This window comes from Acidobacteriota bacterium (genome assembly GCA_028874215.1).
In the GTDB taxonomy this organism is placed as follows: Bacteria; Acidobacteriota; UBA6911; order RPQK01; family JAJDTT01; genus JAJDTT01.
In genome coordinates, this window is sequence record JAPPLF010000095.1 from 1 (window position 1) to 14,308 (window position 14,308).

Sequence of the window (14,308 nt, forward strand, 5' to 3'; positions counted from 1 at the left end):
GTGCTTGCCACCATCGCCCGCGCCTATCGCCTGCGTATGGCGCCCGGACACCGGGTTGAAGCGCAAGGCGGGATTACCCTTCGCCCGCGCTACGGTCTGCGCATGATGCTCGAGCCGCGCTCACCCGGGCTGCGGGCTGCATTCTGACCTTCGTTGTTTCACGGCGCCCAGCGCGAAGCCGAGGTAGTCCTGGCGCGTAACCGTTCGTCGCGAGACGGGGACAGTCACGTCGCGTCGAGACGCACGGAAACACGGGATGGGGACAGTCAGGTTCTCCCACTGAATGTCCGGGGAATTGACCGCTGAGGTAGCAGACTGGGTGGGAAACAACCGTACCGTCATGAACTCCCAAATGGAAGAGTCTTGGGTGTGTCAATGGCCATCGAGAATCCTTGCGACTCCCACGACACGGTTCCCTCGGCAGCGAAGGGCTCACGAAGTCTTCGACCGACGGCGGGATGGATCGCTTTGGAGAGTTCGGCGTGTCGGCGGTTCCGGTCGTAGATCTGGGTGGTGCGAGGGTCGCCAGCGCCTCGCGGCGGGGCGGAAAACACACTGGCCGGTATCAACAACTATGCTTGGGGTGTTGCAGTCGCTTTACGAGCAACAATCAAGCTTCGTTTGTGAAGTTCTGGTGTGGCTCCATAGACCATCTGGTCGGTTCCTCAGCATCCCGAGGTTCCTCAAGTCCAGTCTGTGTCGTCACCCCGCCGGAATTACGCGATTCGCCGTTCCATCTTTCGGCGCAGGTCTTCAATCGACGCGAGCGACGAGACTTGGTCTCCTCCCACATCCGAGAGTCTAGCCAAGTCCATCCGGGGGATTTCGGTCTGATCGTTGAACACTAGAATCGAGTCGAAATCCAGGTGAATTCGGTGAAAGTGGGACAGGATGATCGTGGTCAGACGGGCCTTGTCTCGATTCGGAATTCCATACAGGAAAACCTGTCCACCACTCTTCCCCTCAAATCGATAATCGATCGGATAGGCCTCCGAGTTCGGAATGTCGGGCAGAAGGTGGTCGCGCTGTATCTGTTCTTCCTCGGCTGTCTGGAGGATTAGGTCCGCGAGGTCATCGTAAAACGTGGTGACGGCCCGTGACCGCGAGTGGAGAGTGAGGTCGTAAATTCGGGTGAGGGCGCGGCCGTACCGAAAGAGGGCACTAGAAAGACGGTCGGTGGGTGTATCCAGGTAGAATATGCCTCGGTTTTGGTCCACTCGTTCCTCACCGAGAATGCGCTCGATAAGGAGCCCGCGACTTCCGGCAAGGAAGGCCTCGATATCATGGTCGTAGCTTATGCGCATCAACGTGTCGCCCTTGTCGGATAGGCGGACGCCGCCCGGGGTTTCCGACAGGTAGATCGGGTAGCGGTCCCCATCGGGGAACTCGAAATCAGTAGCGAGCATGAACTCGCCATCGGAACGTTGCTCCACGCGAACGACCGCGCAGAGCTGGTCGCATAGTCGCCGCTGGATGTCGTCAGGATTGATGGCCATTGAACAAGCTCGGATGATCGCGTCTGGCGCGTACTCCAGACAGGCTAAAATCTTCGATTAGACATGCGAGCGCACCCTCAAGGGTGTTGTAGCGCAGAGTTCCTTCGGCCGCGTGTTCTGGTTTCCTTCCCGCCGAGATGGCAGCCTCCGTGGTTCGATGAATGTGAGGCTTGTAACGGATGTCTCCATGCTGATGGCTCGGCCCATTGTACCGGGCCAGCGTGAGCTTCGGACCACCTGGTGGCAGACGGATCGAGATGGGGACAGTCCCTTCTGGAACACAAGACTTTGAAGTCGGAAACTCGCGATTCCAATGGCAGGTTGATCGTTGATGACCGTCCGGGCTCGCAGGCCGGGACAAAACCCGGTTCAGATAGTGGGGACTTCGAAGTCATGAATCAGGGAAGAGTGTGCCCCGAGCGCCTCGCGGCTTCGACCTCTTGTACAGCGCCTCCGATTGACGCTTCAATCCCTCGCCAACATCGGTGAAACCGACGCGCATATAACCGCCAGCACAAAGCAACACCAGCGGCGCGAGCAGACCGGTCAACCGGTCCGTGTTGTGGTAACGGCAGCTCGCCTCGCTTACGGGTTCCAGATGCTGCTCCCGCACTGCAGCCAGGAGCCAGCGCGCTCCGAATGTCTTGCCCCAAGCAATGAGCCGGGGTTCTTCGAACGCGGAGACGGTCTCGGCGATTCGCACCTTGGCCGGCCCCATTTTGACCAGCAGATGAGCGGGCGAACCGATCCTGAAATCGGTCCGTACTTGCGGCGTGAACGGATTCCACTCACCGTATCGTTCAACGTCTTTCAGAACCTGCCAGACCAATCCGGCCGGGGCGTCAATCCGGATGGGTTCAGTCCGTACATGCAGGTCACTCATGCCCAACAGTCTGGCAAACGAGACGGGGACAGTCACTATCTCGCGCACGCGGCAGACCGCTTGCGCCCAGCGTGACCATCAGCGTCGGATCCCTTCCGCGGCTCCTGCCGGAGCCAACATTCTGACCGTCCGGACGGTTCCCCCTGTACGACATCCGTGAGCCAACTCAGGCGGAAAAATCACATTTACCGGTAGCCATCGTTTCTCGGGAGGATCGTTATGAAGTTTGCCGGACGCATTACTTTTCTTCATTTCACCCCAGTTCGGTCCCGGTCTCGAGTCCAACCTTCGGTTCTCCGTCTGACTGGGGTTTGCGAAACGCCGTTGAAGGAGGCATCCATGACAACTGCACGTGTGATCCTGTACTGCGTCACAATCTCGTCGTTGATCCTGCAACCGATGTTCGGGCAAGAACGCAAGGTCAACCTGCGGGGAGAGGCCGGCTACACCCTGGGACTGGAAGACACGCCTCCGCACGCCTGGCTGGGCGGCGGAGCCGTCACCGCTGCGGCCGGGCGGAACTTCAGGGTCGGAGTGGAAATCCTGAATGCGAACCTGTTCGGCAAGATCAGGTACTACAAGAGGCGCGCCCTCTTGGTCACTCCGATCGTGGAGTATGAGTTTTCGCCGGACCGGCGCATCAATCCCTACCTGGTGGCCGGATTCGGATTCACGCAGTACCGGAGTTTGGAACCCAACGTGGAGCACTACTATGACCGGTCGCTCCCGGAGTTCGAGTGGCGCAAGGAGGGAAGCTTCAACTTCACCGGAGGGTTCGGCATTCGGCTGTTCTTGAGCAAGCGTATCTTCGTGGCGCCGGAACTCCGTATCGGGTTGATTCCCGCGGTGCATTCCACGGTCGCCGTGGGCTACGCATTTTGAGGCGGCGTCCGAATTCGACGTCCGCAACGCGAATCAACTGGGGTCAGTCCCCGGGAGCGACAATCGTCGTGAGCGCCAGGAGTCGGCCCGGTCGATCCGGAATCCGGATTCGGTGTTTTCGAACGCCGGCCGGCGCTTCAGTTCGCGTTGGTGGAAGAGGGCCGATTGGGGTCCGCCCCAACGTTCCAGCGCGTTCCAGTCACTCCGAAAGAACGCCAGACGGATCTCTTCCATCTCCTGTTCCTCGTCGGACGTGAGCGGACGGCAGGCCTTCGGCCATTGCCCCTGGATCCAACGGCGCAAGATCCGATTGTCCCGTGCCAATCCGGCATCGTCGCGGACGACGGCCACGACCCGGATCCGGATTCCGTTCTGTTGCAATGCCCGCCAGAGTGGCGCGTGAGCCGATCCCCAGGACACCAGGTTCCCGCCGCTGCCGGAGCCGGACTCCGCGTAGACGAAAGTGGCCTTCCCGGGGCTGATGGAAATGGGGAGTTCCTGGGGAAAGTACCGGACCCAAACCGTCTCTTTCCGGGTGCAATAGCGGCGGGGGAGGAGATGGCGGGGAATGTCCAAGTCATCGAAGACGGCGACTTTTTCCTGTTCGGAGGTGAGCCAACGCTCCTGCGGGTGCTCCAGGATGTAATCGAGGGCCAGGAGCCGGCGCATCAGGACGAGACCGGAGGCGGTGTGGCGATGGCGCACGTTCTCGATGCCCAGCGCGCGGTAGATGGCCTTGCCGGAGATCCGGCAGGGCCGGGCGGCAGCCGGAAGACTGGCCAGATTCTCTTCGACCGCTTGACGGCGATCCCGCAAGCAGCGGACGAACCGGCGCGCCCGATGGGGCCGCGCGTGCAGGTAGCTGCAAAACTGGGAGTGGGTGAACAGGCCGCTATGCCGGCAGACCAAGGCGATCCACTCGGCCTCGCGGCCCGTCCAACCGAATGGTTCCAGTTGGAACTCGCGGTGTGATTGTTCTGGAATCATCGGCCATCCCCCTCCTTTCGGCGTTCGTCTCTATCCGGCAGGATATCGTTGACTACAAGGCCATAAATTAATTGTAAGAAAACGTCATTCCCATCTGCGGCGCGGCTTGAGAGCGCGAGACGGGGACAGTCCCGTTCTCGCATGTGTAGAGTAGGAAGACGAATTTGAGAGTTTGCAGAGCCGCTCCGGTTTCGGCGCCGGACGGCCGCCGCGGGAAGAGGAGGCGCAATGACAACAGGTGAAGTCAATCGAAGGGAATTCTTGAAGGGGTCCGGGGCAGTGGCCACCGTTGCCGCGGCCTCCCCGGTTCTGACCTCGGTCCCGGCCGCAGCGGCCGGCGCCAACGACCGGATCCGGTTCGCGGTCATCGGTTGCGGAGGACAGGGGCGGCGCTCCCACATCGGCCGGTTTCCCAAGGGGGTCAACACCGAGATCGCCTATGTGTGCGACCCGGACGATGAGCGGCGAAATCAGGCCTCCGCCGAGGCCGGCGGCGCCAAGCCGGTGGACGACCTGCGCAGGATTCTCGACGACACGTCCGTCGACGCGGTGACCATCGCGACTCCCGACCATTGGCACACCCCGGCGGCGATCCTGGCCTTGGACGCCGGAAAGCACGTCTACCTGGAAAAACCCTGCTCCCACAATCTCCGCGAAGGCCGCCTCCTGGTGGAAGCCGCCCGGCGTTCCGGGCGTGTCCTCCAGCACGGGACCCAGGCCCGCAGCAGCCGGGGGTTCGTCGAGGCGGTCCGGATGCTCCACGACGGGATCATCGGAGACGTGCTCGTCGCCAAGGCCTGGAACGTCCAGAAGCGGCGCAACATCGGCCGCGAGCAGCCCGGCCCGCCGCCGGGCGGGTTCGACTACGACCTCTGGTTGGGGCCGGCTCCCAGGGTCCCTTTCCAGAAGAACCGGCACCATTATTCCTGGCACTGGTGGTACGACTTCGGCACCGGCGATCTGGGCAACGACGGCGTCCACGAGTTCGACATGGCCCGCTGGGGCCTGGGGCTGGACGTTCATCCCGCCCGGGTGGCCGTAGCCGGAGGCAAGTTCTACTTCGACGACGACCAGGAGTTCCCCGACACCGTCACCGCGGCCTTCGACTATCCCGGCAACGGAGAAGTCGGCAAGCGCCGGCAGTTGGTGTTCGAGATGAGGATCTGGTCCGCCAACCATCCCTACGACGTGGACGGCGGCGTCGAGTTTCTGGGGACCGGGGGGAAGATGATGTTCAGCCGCCGGGGCCGGTTCCAACTCTGGGACGAAGAGAACAAGCCGCTCGACAAACGTCCGGGGGTGACGCCGAGAATGGACATGACCAGCAACTTCCTGACCTGGGTGAAGGCGATACGGGGGCAGGCCGATCTCACGGCCGACGCCGGGACGGCGCACCTGTCCACCTCGCTTTGCCACCTGGCCAACATCGCCGTGAGGGTGGGCCGTTCCTTCCACTTCGATCCGGAAAGGGAACGGATCGCCGGCGACGAGGAAGCGGACGCCCTGCTGGCCCGCACTTACCGGAAGGGCCACTGGGCGATCCCCCGCGGGGCGTAGGGGCGTCACCCGGCTCAGGGCCGGCTCAGGGCAATGGCCTCGATGAAGGTGGTCTCTTCCCGGGAGAGCCGCAACGATCGAACCGCCAGGTCCTCCAACATGTGGTCCCGGCTGCTGGTGCCCGTGAGGGGCTGCATCCCCACCTCCAGGGCGAACCGGAAGACCACCTGGGCGGGGCCGACTCCCAGACGGCCGGCGATCTCCCGCACCCGGGGATGGAACAGGACCGGGCGATTGGCCGTCAGGAGCGAGAATCCCTGGTAGACGATCCCGTGGGCGCGGCAGATCTCCCGGACCCTGAAGTCCCATCCCAGGACGGCGAAGCACCGGTTCTGCACCACCATGGGCTTGACTTCGGCCTTCCGGCAGAGTTCGTCGAGTTGTTCGGCGCTGACGTTGCTGATCCCGATCACGCGGGTTCCGCCCGACTTGTAGATCCCTTCGATGGCCTCCCAGACTTCCCAGTCCTCTGCCCCCAGCCCCATTCGCGAATAAGGACCGTGCAGGACGTACGAATCCAGGGTGTCGGTGTGCAGATGCCGGAGGGAGCTGCGGAAAGACTGCCCCACCTGGGTGGTGATGTCCGCGGACGCGTCGTAAGGGGTCCGGTGGTCCTGGCCTCCGGCGGACGTGAACTTGGTCTGCAGGAAGAGGGATTCCCGCTCGATTCCCTGGCGGCTCAGATCCAGCAGGGCGTCCCCGACCCGGGCCTCGTCGTAGTGGATGATCTGGTTGGCGGTGTCGATGGCGGTGAAGCCGCTCGAGACCGCCAGCTTGACCAGGCGGGTGGTCTCTTCCTTCTTCCAGGCGGTCCCGTACATGAACTCGGGCATGGCAACGCCGTTGTAGGTCCGGTGGCTCCCCATGTTCAGGCCTCGCCGCGCAGACTGCGGTAGTAATCCAGGCTGATCTTCGCCTCTTCGCCGGTGAACCCCTCGTACGGCGGCAGCAGGCGAATGGGAAACGTGGGGTCCGTCAGCCAGACCATCAGCTTGTCGTAGGCACCGTCGATCATGGGCCGGTTCAGGTGACCGAAAAGGCCTTCCCCGTGGCGCCTGAACTTTTCGGCGATCTCCAGCGCCCGGGCGATGTCCCCCTTCCGGCCGGCGCCGAAGTACTCGCGGGTCAGACGGGGAAACGCGCCGTGCATGCTGCAGAGAAGGGAGCACTCTCCGAACTGGCAGGCGTAGGCGAAGCAGGTTTCAAGCATGAAGTGCTGCATCTCGGGGGCCTTGACCATCCAGTCCCGGACCCGGTTCATGTCGGTGGTGCTCTGTTTGCTGGCCACCAGGTTGGGGACCTGGTCCAGGATCTTCCGGTAGTCGTCGCCGGTGAGGAGGCGCTTGGTCCGAACCAGGTTGTAGTGCAGGAAGTCGGAATCGGGGAACCGGCCGCAGACGGTCTTGAAGAACCCCATCATTTCCGCGTCCTCAAGCGCTCCCCAAGCGGGCAGGGAGATCTGAAACGATCGGACTCCCTGGGCGTGGGCGTACTCCAGCCGCTCCACGACCTGCTCCATGGCCAGGGAGATGACCCCCACCTGGGCCTCGATGCCCGAGCCGGACATCTCTTCCACGAACACGTCCACCACCTCGCAAAAGCGTGTGTCCGACATGGCGTAGCCTTCGCCCGCCGTCCCCATGATGTAGAGCCGCCCGGCTCCCAGCGTCTGCAGCCGCCGGATCAGCCCCCGGAAATGCTCCTGGTCCAGGGAAAAATCGGCGTTCCAGGGGATGTCCACGGCGCCCAGCATTCCCGCTTTCGTCCGCTTGAGAGCGCCTGGGTCCCGGCTCATGGCGTTGGTCTCCGCATACCGCCCACGAGGATACGTTCGAGGGGAGGACAAACCAAGAGGCGTCAGTCGTCCGCCGCGGCGAAGCGGTAGGAAAAGAGGCTGGTGGCGTTGTCCGACTGGATGTGAAGCCGCACCTTCTCGCCCACAAAGGCGGAAAGGTCCTTGCGGCCGGGACCCCAGGTGACGGGAAAATCGGTCTCGTCCCCCTTTTCCAGGCCGTTGCAGTCCTCGAAGGCGTAGCCGGGCGCAACCGCTCCATCGTGAATGACCCGGATCCGGACGGTGCCGAAGAAGGAGTAGGCGTTGAGGTAGAGTTTGGGGCCGGCCACCGTCACCGCCTCGGTCATGACGTCGCCGCCCCGGATGCCGCTGCGCAGCGCTACGAAACCGTCCTTGCGCAGGGTCAGGACCCCGATGGAGCTCTTCCACATTCCGGAGGTGCCATGGGCCTGGGGACGGCCCGAATACCAGAGATAGAGTTCGTTCCCCTTCAGGACCGGCGGATTCCCCGACGGCGTGGACCACGCCCCGTCCCAACTTCCCGGAGCGCCCACCGGCAGGAATTCCTGACGGCGTCCGACCCGGCGCCAGTGGGCCAGATCGCGGGCGCTGGCCAGTTGTGTCGGCCCCAGCTCGGTGGAGGAGTGGAGCATGCCGATGAACCCGATGTACTGGTTTCCGTAGGCGAAGGCGGTCATGACGTACATCTGGTCCCGGGGATGGTCCAGATCGTCCGGCTTGAGGATCGTCTTCAGCGGGGTCCAATGGACGAAGTCCTTGCTGGTGGAGAGGGCGATGACGCGGCGATACCGTTTCCACTCCACCACGAAGTGATCCATGATGGTTCCGAACCGCCGCGTCGTGGCCAGGTATTGCCGGCCCAGCGGATCGTAGACCATCGCCCCGGCGTCGCCGCCCCGGGGGACCAGGATCTCCTCTCCCAGGGTCCACCGGATCCCGTCGGGAGAGAAGGCCGCGTACATTCCGTGCCGGTCCCGTATGGCCTGCAACAAGACCTTCCGCGCCCGGTTCTTTTCCTCCCGATTCATGCCGGGGCGCTCCAGGTCCGACTCGGCGCCGGTGGGACGTTGCTGGTACATGCCCATCTTGTAACGCCGGGCCGGGTCCGGCTCGTCAGGGTCCTTGACCACGCCCCAGGGGTCGAGGCCCCAGGAGGCGGGCACTTCCGGCGTGGGGTAGACGACGTTGTTGGCGGCCGAGCCGTCGATCGGCACGAGCCCCAGGTTCGGTTTCTCCCAGACGATGCCGTCCTTGGAAGTGGCGTAGCACATGAGGTATCCGCGCCCCGTGCGGCGGTACATGGGGGTGTTGGCGGAGAAGTACCACATCTTGAAGACCCTCTCCTCCCGGTCGTAGAGGACCGAGCCCCAGAGCTGCAACGCGTGCCCTTCCCAGGGGCGGTCGGGCACCAACACCGGATCGCGCCGGATCCGGGTCGGATTCTTGACTACCCGGCTGAATCCGGGCCGGTCCTGCACCTCTTCGTCGTCCAGGAAGAGGTGCAGTCCGGGGTCGTGGAGCTCCCGTCCCCCCTTGATCCGTTCGGCGTGGGACGACGCCCCGGCCTGGTCCGGGGCTGCCAAGCCGATCAGGAGAACGATTGCAGTGACGGTGCCGATGGAACTGAGTATTGATTTCCGCATGGTTTCCTCGAAAAGTCCGGGTTCCGCCCGCCGGGAACCGTGACCGACGGGAGTGACGGAAAAGGGTAACATGAGGGCGGGTAGCGTCACCCCGTGCGGGTGCCCTCCTGGACACGTTTTCGTTATGCCAACGCAAGTGGAGGCGCCATGAATAGTCGGCCGGCCCGGAATCGATGGGAGAAACTTGGTGTGGTCCTGCTGATCCTGATGGGCGGGGCCGCATCCTGCACCCGGGAAGAGGTGAAAACCATGGATCAACCGGAGAGCTCAGGTGATCTGCTCGTCTTTTTCGGCACCTACACCAGGACCGACAGCGAAGGGATCTACACCTACCGGATGGATCCCGAATCGGGGGCTCTGGAACGCCTTTCTGTGGTCTCGGGGATCGAAAGCCCTTCTTTCCTGGCGCTCCACCCCAACGGCCGCCATCTCTACGCGGTCAGCGAGATCGGCGAGTTCGAGGGCGGCAAGACGGGGACCGTCTCCGCCTATTCCATCGATTCTTCCAGTGGCCAACTCTCCTTCCTGAACCTGCAGCCTTCGCAGGGCGCCATTCCATGCCACCTGGTGGTGGACCGGACCGGACGCACCTTGCTGTTGGCCAACTACTCGGGGGGAAGCGTCGCCTCCTTCCCCATCGATTCCGAAGGCCGCCTGGGCCCTGCAATTTCGGTCATCCAACATGAGGGTTCCAGCGTGGACCCGGTGCGGCAGACGGGTCCCCGGGCCCACAGCATCAATCTGGATCCGGAGAACCGGTTCGCCGTGGCGGCAGATCTGGGCACGGACGAGGTCCTGGTCTATCGCTTCGACGCCGGAACGGGAGAACTGGAACCGAATACGCCGACCTCGGTCCCGGTCGATCCCGGTGGGGGACCCCGCCATTTCGCCTTCCATCCCAGCGGCCGGTTCGGCTACGTCATCAACGAGATGGGCTCCACCGTGACCGCCTTCCGTTACGATGGCGAGAAGGGGACGCTGGATCCGATTCAGACCATTACCACGCTTCCCGAAGGTTTCGAGGGCGTCACCCACACCGCCGAAGTGCGGGTCCATCCTTCGGGCCGCTTCCTCTACGGTTCCAACCGCGGACACGACAGTATCGCGATCTTTGCCATCGACCAGGAGACGGGCCGGCTGACGGCCCGGGGCCAGGAACCGACCCGGGGGAAGACGCCTCGGAACTTCGAGATCGATCCCACGGGGACCTGGCTGTTGGCGGCCAACCAGGACTCGGACAGCGTGGTGGTCTTCCGGATCGACTCGCAGACCGGAGCGCTGGAGGCCAACGGCCAGACGGCGGATGTCCCCATGCCGGTCTGCATCCGCATGTTGGCGCGCTGACCCCATGCAGACCAGGCGGATCTCCGGCCGGCTGTTGGATCGGCCCGCGCGGGAAGCAGGCGAGGCGGGCTATGACTGTCTGGCGCCCGACGGGTCCCGGATCCGGTTCCTGCCCGCTTTGAAGGGTGGGAGCATGGTCCACTGCGCCCTGGCCCCGGGTCAGGTGTCGAGCCCGGTGCTCCACCGGACCGTGGAGGAGATCTGGTACTTCCTGCGGGGAACCGGAGAACTGTGGCGCAAGCCCGCCGAGGCGGCCTCGGGGACCGTCGAGGCGGTGGGCCCGGGGACGGCGGTGGACATCCCCCTGGGCACCCGTTTTCAGTTCCGCAACACGGGCGCCGGTCCGCTGGAGATCGTCATCGTCACCATGCCTCCCTGGCCGGGAGAGGACGAGGCGCTACCGGTTCCCGGCTTCTGGGAGGCTTGATGCTCCGCCCCGAGCCCCGTCTGCCGGGCGAAACCGGCCGTCAGCTCCAGGTTTCCCGCAGCAGCCGGACCCAGTTGCCGCCCATGATGGAGGTCACGTCCTCCAGGCTGTAGCCGCGCCTTTCCAGCAGGGGGGGGATCTTCCGCAGGTCGGCGATGGTATGCAGATCGTGCGGACACTGCTCCCTGCCGTATCCACCGTCCAGGTCCGATCCGATGGCGGCGTGGCGGGCGTCGCCGGCCAACTGGCAGATGTGATCGATATGGTCGGTCACCGTCTCCAGGCTGATGGAGCTGTTGTCCTGGTCCTCGCCGCTCCAACTCGGTGAGAGCATCCAGACGTCGAGGGCCACTCCGATGACGCCCCCGCGGCTGATCAGGGTCCGGATCTGCTTGTCGTTCAACTGCCGGTCTCCCGGACAGAGCGCCTGGCAGCAGTTGTGCGTGGCCCCGACCGGGCCGCCGAACTGGCCCAGCGCTTCCCAGAAGGCCTGCTCCGCCAAGTGGCTCACATCCAGGATCATTCCCGCCTCCTCCAGTGCCCGCAACAGCTCAGGGGCTCGTGGAGTCAGTCCTCCCGGGGCGCCCGTGCCGTGGGAATAGGTGCTCACGCCGTAGTGGCACAGGCTGACCAAGCGGAGGCCCTGGTCCCACCACTCGGGCACCTGTTCGGGACTCACGATGGGGTCGGATCCTTCCATGCTCAACACGTATCCCAGAGGCGCGAAGGAGGGGTTGCGGTCCCATTCCTCCAGATGGGATTCGAGTTCCTCCAGGTTCCGGATCTGGCGGAGCACTCCCTTGGACTCCATGATCCGATAGTAGGCCAGCTCCCCCCGGGCCTTGGCGTAGGCGATGTCCTGGTTGCGGACCCCCGCAAACCGGCGCCCCAGGGAGGCGATCCGGCAGTGGACCGTGGCGAAGAACAGGCCGATCCGCCCCTGGCGCAATTCCTGATAGTTCACGACGCCCGCGCCCCTGCCTTTCTGCCCCATGCCGGCCTCCGATTCCCGAATGGCGTGGATGGGTTGAGTCAGGTCCCGGTTCCATTCCACGGCGTTGAAGGCCAGGTCCAGGTGAGAATCGACGGTCAGCATGTTGGGCAATCCCTTCCGTGTTGTGTTTCGACTGGTTTCAATTCCCCCGTCCCGTCATTGAGGAGGAGGCGTCAGGGTCTCGCGAAACTCGAACTCGTCCTGGCAGCACCAGCAGGGTCCGTACGCGTAGGCGGTGATGTGGCAGACCTCGCACCGGTAGTAGACATGGTGGAGGCGTCCGTCGACGATGGATTTGACCCGGACGATCTCCAACCGGTCCGGCGGGTTCAGGCGGCCGGTGATCTGGAGTTCCCGCCTCCGGACCCGGGGATCGTCAAACATGGTGACCTTGGGATCGTCGGGAAGGAACCGGTAAAGGCGTCCGGTGTCATCCAGCAGGGCGCGTACCGGAGCCTCGGACGGACAATCGACGGGTTCAGGCGGCTCGGCGCCGGCCTCCACGCAGATCAGCCGTCCCTGGACCTGCACCGTGTCGGATCGAGCCTCCACTGAAGGAAGAAAGAGAAGAAGGCCCAAGGTGATCGTGGTCAATTCCGACATCGTCTCGATTGCGAAAATGCTTGCCGCCAGCTTCCCGTAGTCTAGCAGTCCGTGGCAAAGGTCGTCGCGGCATCGGACCGGCCATCTGGTCTCCCCTCTGTGTCATCATAGTGGCGCCAAGGAGGAAGCATGAGTCTGAACAGCAAGATCGAAAAAGCCCTCAACCAGCAGATCCGGAGCGAGTTCTACTCTTCGTACGTTTACCTTTCCATGTCGGGGTACAGCGATTCGCAGAACCTGCCCGGGTTCGCCGCCTGGATGCGGGCCCAGAGCGAGGAGGAGCGGGGCCATGCCATGCGCCTCTTCGACTATGTCCAGAACCGCGGGGGCCGGGTCCGGCTCGGCAGCATCGCTCAGCCCCAATTGGATTTCGAGTCTCCCCGGGTCATGTTCGAGGAAGCGCTGAGGCAGGAGCAGTCGGTGACGCGGACCATTCACGAACTCTACCGGTTGGCTCAGGAAGAGAAGGACTACCCCACCGAGGTGGAGCTGCAGTGGTTCGTCCAGGAACAGGTGGAGGAAGAAAAGACCATCCTGGACATCCTGGCGCAACTGGCCATGATCGGAGACCATCCGGCGTCGCTGGTCATGTTGGATCATCGCCTGGGAGGCCGGACGGACGAGGCCTGAGCCCGCCGCGTCGCTCAATCGTTCCAAGTTTCGCCCATGTCTGAATCGATCGCGTCCACCGGGCCCCTGCCCGCGTGGGCTCGGGAGCTGTTCTCCCCCTACACCCTGTTGTTTTCCGATCAGTTCACCCGGGAAGCCGTCCTGGCCCGGATGAGTCCCGAGGTGGTGGGAATCCTGGCCCGGGGACCGGTCCTCATCGATGCCGGGATGATGAGAGCCGCTCCGAATCTGAGGGTTATCGGACGCGCCGGCGTCGGTTACGACACGGTGGACGTGGCGGAGGCGTCCAGGCGGGGCGTCCCGGTGGTCTATACGCCCGGGGCCATGGCCCGGGCCGTGGCGGAGCACACCCTCTCGCTGATGCTGGCCGCCGCCAAGAACCTTTCCCACTGGCGCCGCGTGCTCCTGGAAGGGGAATGGAAGGACCGCTACGGGAGGCGTAACCTGGATCTGCAAGGGGCCACTGTCGGAATCGTGGGGTACGGCCGCATCGGCAGGCAGGTCCGGAGGCTGCTGGCGCCGTTCGATTGCAAGGTCCTGGTGAATAGCCCCAATCTCGCGCCGGATGAAGTGGCGGACCATGGCGTGGAAGCGGTGCCGTTGCCCGAGCTTCTGGGCAGATCCGACATCGTGAGCCTGCATCCCCCTCTCAACCGGGAGACGCGCGGACTCATCAATTCGAAGAACATCGGGAGCTTCAAGCCGGGTTCGATCCTGGTCAACTTGGGACGAGGGGCTCTGGTCGAAAGCCACGATCTTCTCTACGACGCCCTGGAGACGGGCCGGCTGCGGGCCGTGGCCCTCGACGTCTTCCTGGACGAGCCGCCCGACCGGTCCCATCCCCTTTTCCGGCATCCCAACGCGGTTCTGACTCCGCATGTGGGGAGCGCGACTTTGGGTGCCCAGCGGGGAGTCCTGGAAACGGTGGCGGGGGACATGATGGCGGTGCTCGAGGGGAGGCGGCCCACCGAAGACAACCTGGTCAACCCGCCCACGTAGGGGCGCCCCGCCTCCCTTGTCCGGCCTGCTTCACCGGCTGCTATAAT

The 14,308-nt window shown here is 64.0% G+C and carries 14 protein-coding genes; 6 read left to right on the forward strand and 8 right to left on the reverse strand.

Annotated elements, in window-relative coordinates; genetic code table 11:
- Nucleotides 1–716: 716 nt before the first annotated feature.
- Entirely contained in the window at nucleotides 717–1,496 is a 780-nt protein-coding gene (locus OXT71_18665; GenBank protein ID MDE2928414.1) for a DUF1828 domain-containing protein, read from the reverse strand.
- Between the two features lie 391 nt (nucleotides 1,497–1,887).
- Nucleotides 1,888–2,379 (reverse strand): SRPBCC domain-containing protein, encoded by a 492-nt coding sequence (locus OXT71_18670; GenBank protein ID MDE2928415.1) that lies wholly within the window; start codon nucleotides 2,377–2,379, stop codon nucleotides 1,888–1,890.
- A gap of 339 nt (nucleotides 2,380–2,718) precedes the next feature.
- Here OXT71_18670 and OXT71_18675 point away from each other — a divergent pair, with 339 nt between their 5' ends.
- On the forward strand, nucleotides 2,719–3,261 hold the full coding sequence (locus OXT71_18675) for a hypothetical protein (protein ID MDE2928416.1): 543 nt from the start codon (nucleotides 2,719–2,721) through the stop codon (nucleotides 3,259–3,261).
- Nucleotides 3,262–3,294: 33 nt separating this feature from the next.
- Here the strand turns inward: OXT71_18675 and OXT71_18680 are convergent, their stop codons facing one another.
- Entirely contained in the window at nucleotides 3,295–4,248 is a 954-nt protein-coding gene (locus tag OXT71_18680) for a hypothetical protein (protein MDE2928417.1), read from the reverse strand.
- 228 nt (nucleotides 4,249–4,476) lie between these two features.
- Between OXT71_18680 and OXT71_18685 the strand changes: the two genes are divergently transcribed.
- Nucleotides 4,477–5,805 (forward strand): Gfo/Idh/MocA family oxidoreductase, encoded by a 1,329-nt coding sequence (locus tag OXT71_18685; protein ID MDE2928418.1) that lies wholly within the window; start codon nucleotides 4,477–4,479, stop codon nucleotides 5,803–5,805.
- A 14-nt stretch (nucleotides 5,806–5,819) separates the two neighbouring features.
- Here OXT71_18685 and OXT71_18690 read toward each other — a convergent pair whose 3' ends face one another.
- From OXT71_18690 to OXT71_18700, 3 genes are all read right to left on the reverse strand, one after another.
- Nucleotides 5,820–6,671, reverse strand: a complete 852-nt coding sequence (locus OXT71_18690; GenBank protein ID MDE2928419.1) for an aldo/keto reductase — start codon at nucleotides 6,669–6,671, stop codon at nucleotides 5,820–5,822.
- Between the two features lie 2 nt (nucleotides 6,672–6,673).
- The gene (locus OXT71_18695; GenBank protein MDE2928420.1) at nucleotides 6,674–7,600 is read right to left on the reverse strand and encodes a dihydrodipicolinate synthase family protein; all 927 of its coding nucleotides are present in this window, start codon (nucleotides 7,598–7,600) and stop codon (nucleotides 6,674–6,676) included.
- A 62-nt stretch (nucleotides 7,601–7,662) separates the two neighbouring features.
- A complete protein-coding gene (locus tag OXT71_18700; GenBank protein ID MDE2928421.1) occupies nucleotides 7,663–9,264 on the reverse strand; it encodes a hypothetical protein in 1,602 nt (533 codons plus the stop codon).
- Between the two features lie 147 nt (nucleotides 9,265–9,411).
- Here OXT71_18700 and OXT71_18705 point away from each other — a divergent pair, with 147 nt between their 5' ends.
- Nucleotides 9,412–10,608, forward strand: coding sequence for a lactonase family protein (locus tag OXT71_18705; GenBank protein MDE2928422.1), 1,197 nt, complete (start codon nucleotides 9,412–9,414; stop codon nucleotides 10,606–10,608).
- A gap of 4 nt (nucleotides 10,609–10,612) precedes the next feature.
- Nucleotides 10,613–11,035, forward strand: coding sequence for a cupin domain-containing protein (locus OXT71_18710; protein ID MDE2928423.1), 423 nt, complete (start codon nucleotides 10,613–10,615; stop codon nucleotides 11,033–11,035).
- 40 nt (nucleotides 11,036–11,075) lie between these two features.
- Here OXT71_18710 and OXT71_18715 read toward each other — a convergent pair whose 3' ends face one another.
- Nucleotides 11,076–12,131, reverse strand: coding sequence for a membrane dipeptidase (locus OXT71_18715; protein ID MDE2928424.1), 1,056 nt, complete (start codon nucleotides 12,129–12,131; stop codon nucleotides 11,076–11,078).
- Between the two features lie 54 nt (nucleotides 12,132–12,185).
- The gene (locus tag OXT71_18720; protein ID MDE2928425.1) at nucleotides 12,186–12,623 is read right to left on the reverse strand and encodes a hypothetical protein; all 438 of its coding nucleotides are present in this window, start codon (nucleotides 12,621–12,623) and stop codon (nucleotides 12,186–12,188) included.
- 138 nt (nucleotides 12,624–12,761) lie between these two features.
- On the opposite strand from OXT71_18720, the gene OXT71_18725 reads away from it, so the two are divergent.
- On the forward strand, nucleotides 12,762–13,262 hold the full coding sequence (locus OXT71_18725; protein ID MDE2928426.1) for a ferritin: 501 nt from the start codon (nucleotides 12,762–12,764) through the stop codon (nucleotides 13,260–13,262).
- A gap of 36 nt (nucleotides 13,263–13,298) precedes the next feature.
- Nucleotides 13,299–14,261 (forward strand): hypothetical protein, encoded by a 963-nt coding sequence (locus OXT71_18730; GenBank protein MDE2928427.1) that lies wholly within the window; start codon nucleotides 13,299–13,301, stop codon nucleotides 14,259–14,261.
- The last annotated feature ends 47 nt before the right edge of the window (nucleotides 14,262–14,308 follow it).

Bases quoted from the DNA above. Each gene is read 5' to 3' on its own strand.
- OXT71_18705 (MDE2928422.1), top strand. From the start codon at position 9,412: ATGAATAGTCGGCCGGCCCGGAATCGATGGGAGAAACTTGGTGTGGTC.
- OXT71_18680 (MDE2928417.1), bottom strand. From the start codon at position 4,248: ATGATTCCAGAACAATCACACCGCGAGTTCCAACTGGAACCATTCGGT.
- OXT71_18665 (MDE2928414.1), bottom strand. From the start codon at position 1,496: ATGGCCATCAATCCTGACGACATCCAGCGGCGACTATGCGACCAGCTC.
- OXT71_18685 (MDE2928418.1), top strand. From the start codon at position 4,477: ATGACAACAGGTGAAGTCAATCGAAGGGAATTCTTGAAGGGGTCCGGG.
- OXT71_18730 (MDE2928427.1), top strand. From the start codon at position 13,299: ATGTCTGAATCGATCGCGTCCACCGGGCCCCTGCCCGCGTGGGCTCGG.
- OXT71_18710 (MDE2928423.1), top strand. From the start codon at position 10,613: ATGCAGACCAGGCGGATCTCCGGCCGGCTGTTGGATCGGCCCGCGCGG.
- OXT71_18675 (MDE2928416.1), top strand. From the start codon at position 2,719: ATGACAACTGCACGTGTGATCCTGTACTGCGTCACAATCTCGTCGTTG.
- OXT71_18695 (MDE2928420.1), bottom strand. From the start codon at position 7,600: ATGAGCCGGGACCCAGGCGCTCTCAAGCGGACGAAAGCGGGAATGCTG.
- OXT71_18670 (MDE2928415.1), bottom strand. From the start codon at position 2,379: ATGAGTGACCTGCATGTACGGACTGAACCCATCCGGATTGACGCCCCG.
- OXT71_18715 (MDE2928424.1), bottom strand. From the start codon at position 12,131: ATGCTGACCGTCGATTCTCACCTGGACCTGGCCTTCAACGCCGTGGAA.
- OXT71_18725 (MDE2928426.1), top strand. From the start codon at position 12,762: ATGAGTCTGAACAGCAAGATCGAAAAAGCCCTCAACCAGCAGATCCGG.
- OXT71_18690 (MDE2928419.1), bottom strand. From the start codon at position 6,671: ATGGGGAGCCACCGGACCTACAACGGCGTTGCCATGCCCGAGTTCATG.
- OXT71_18700 (MDE2928421.1), bottom strand. From the start codon at position 9,264: ATGCGGAAATCAATACTCAGTTCCATCGGCACCGTCACTGCAATCGTT.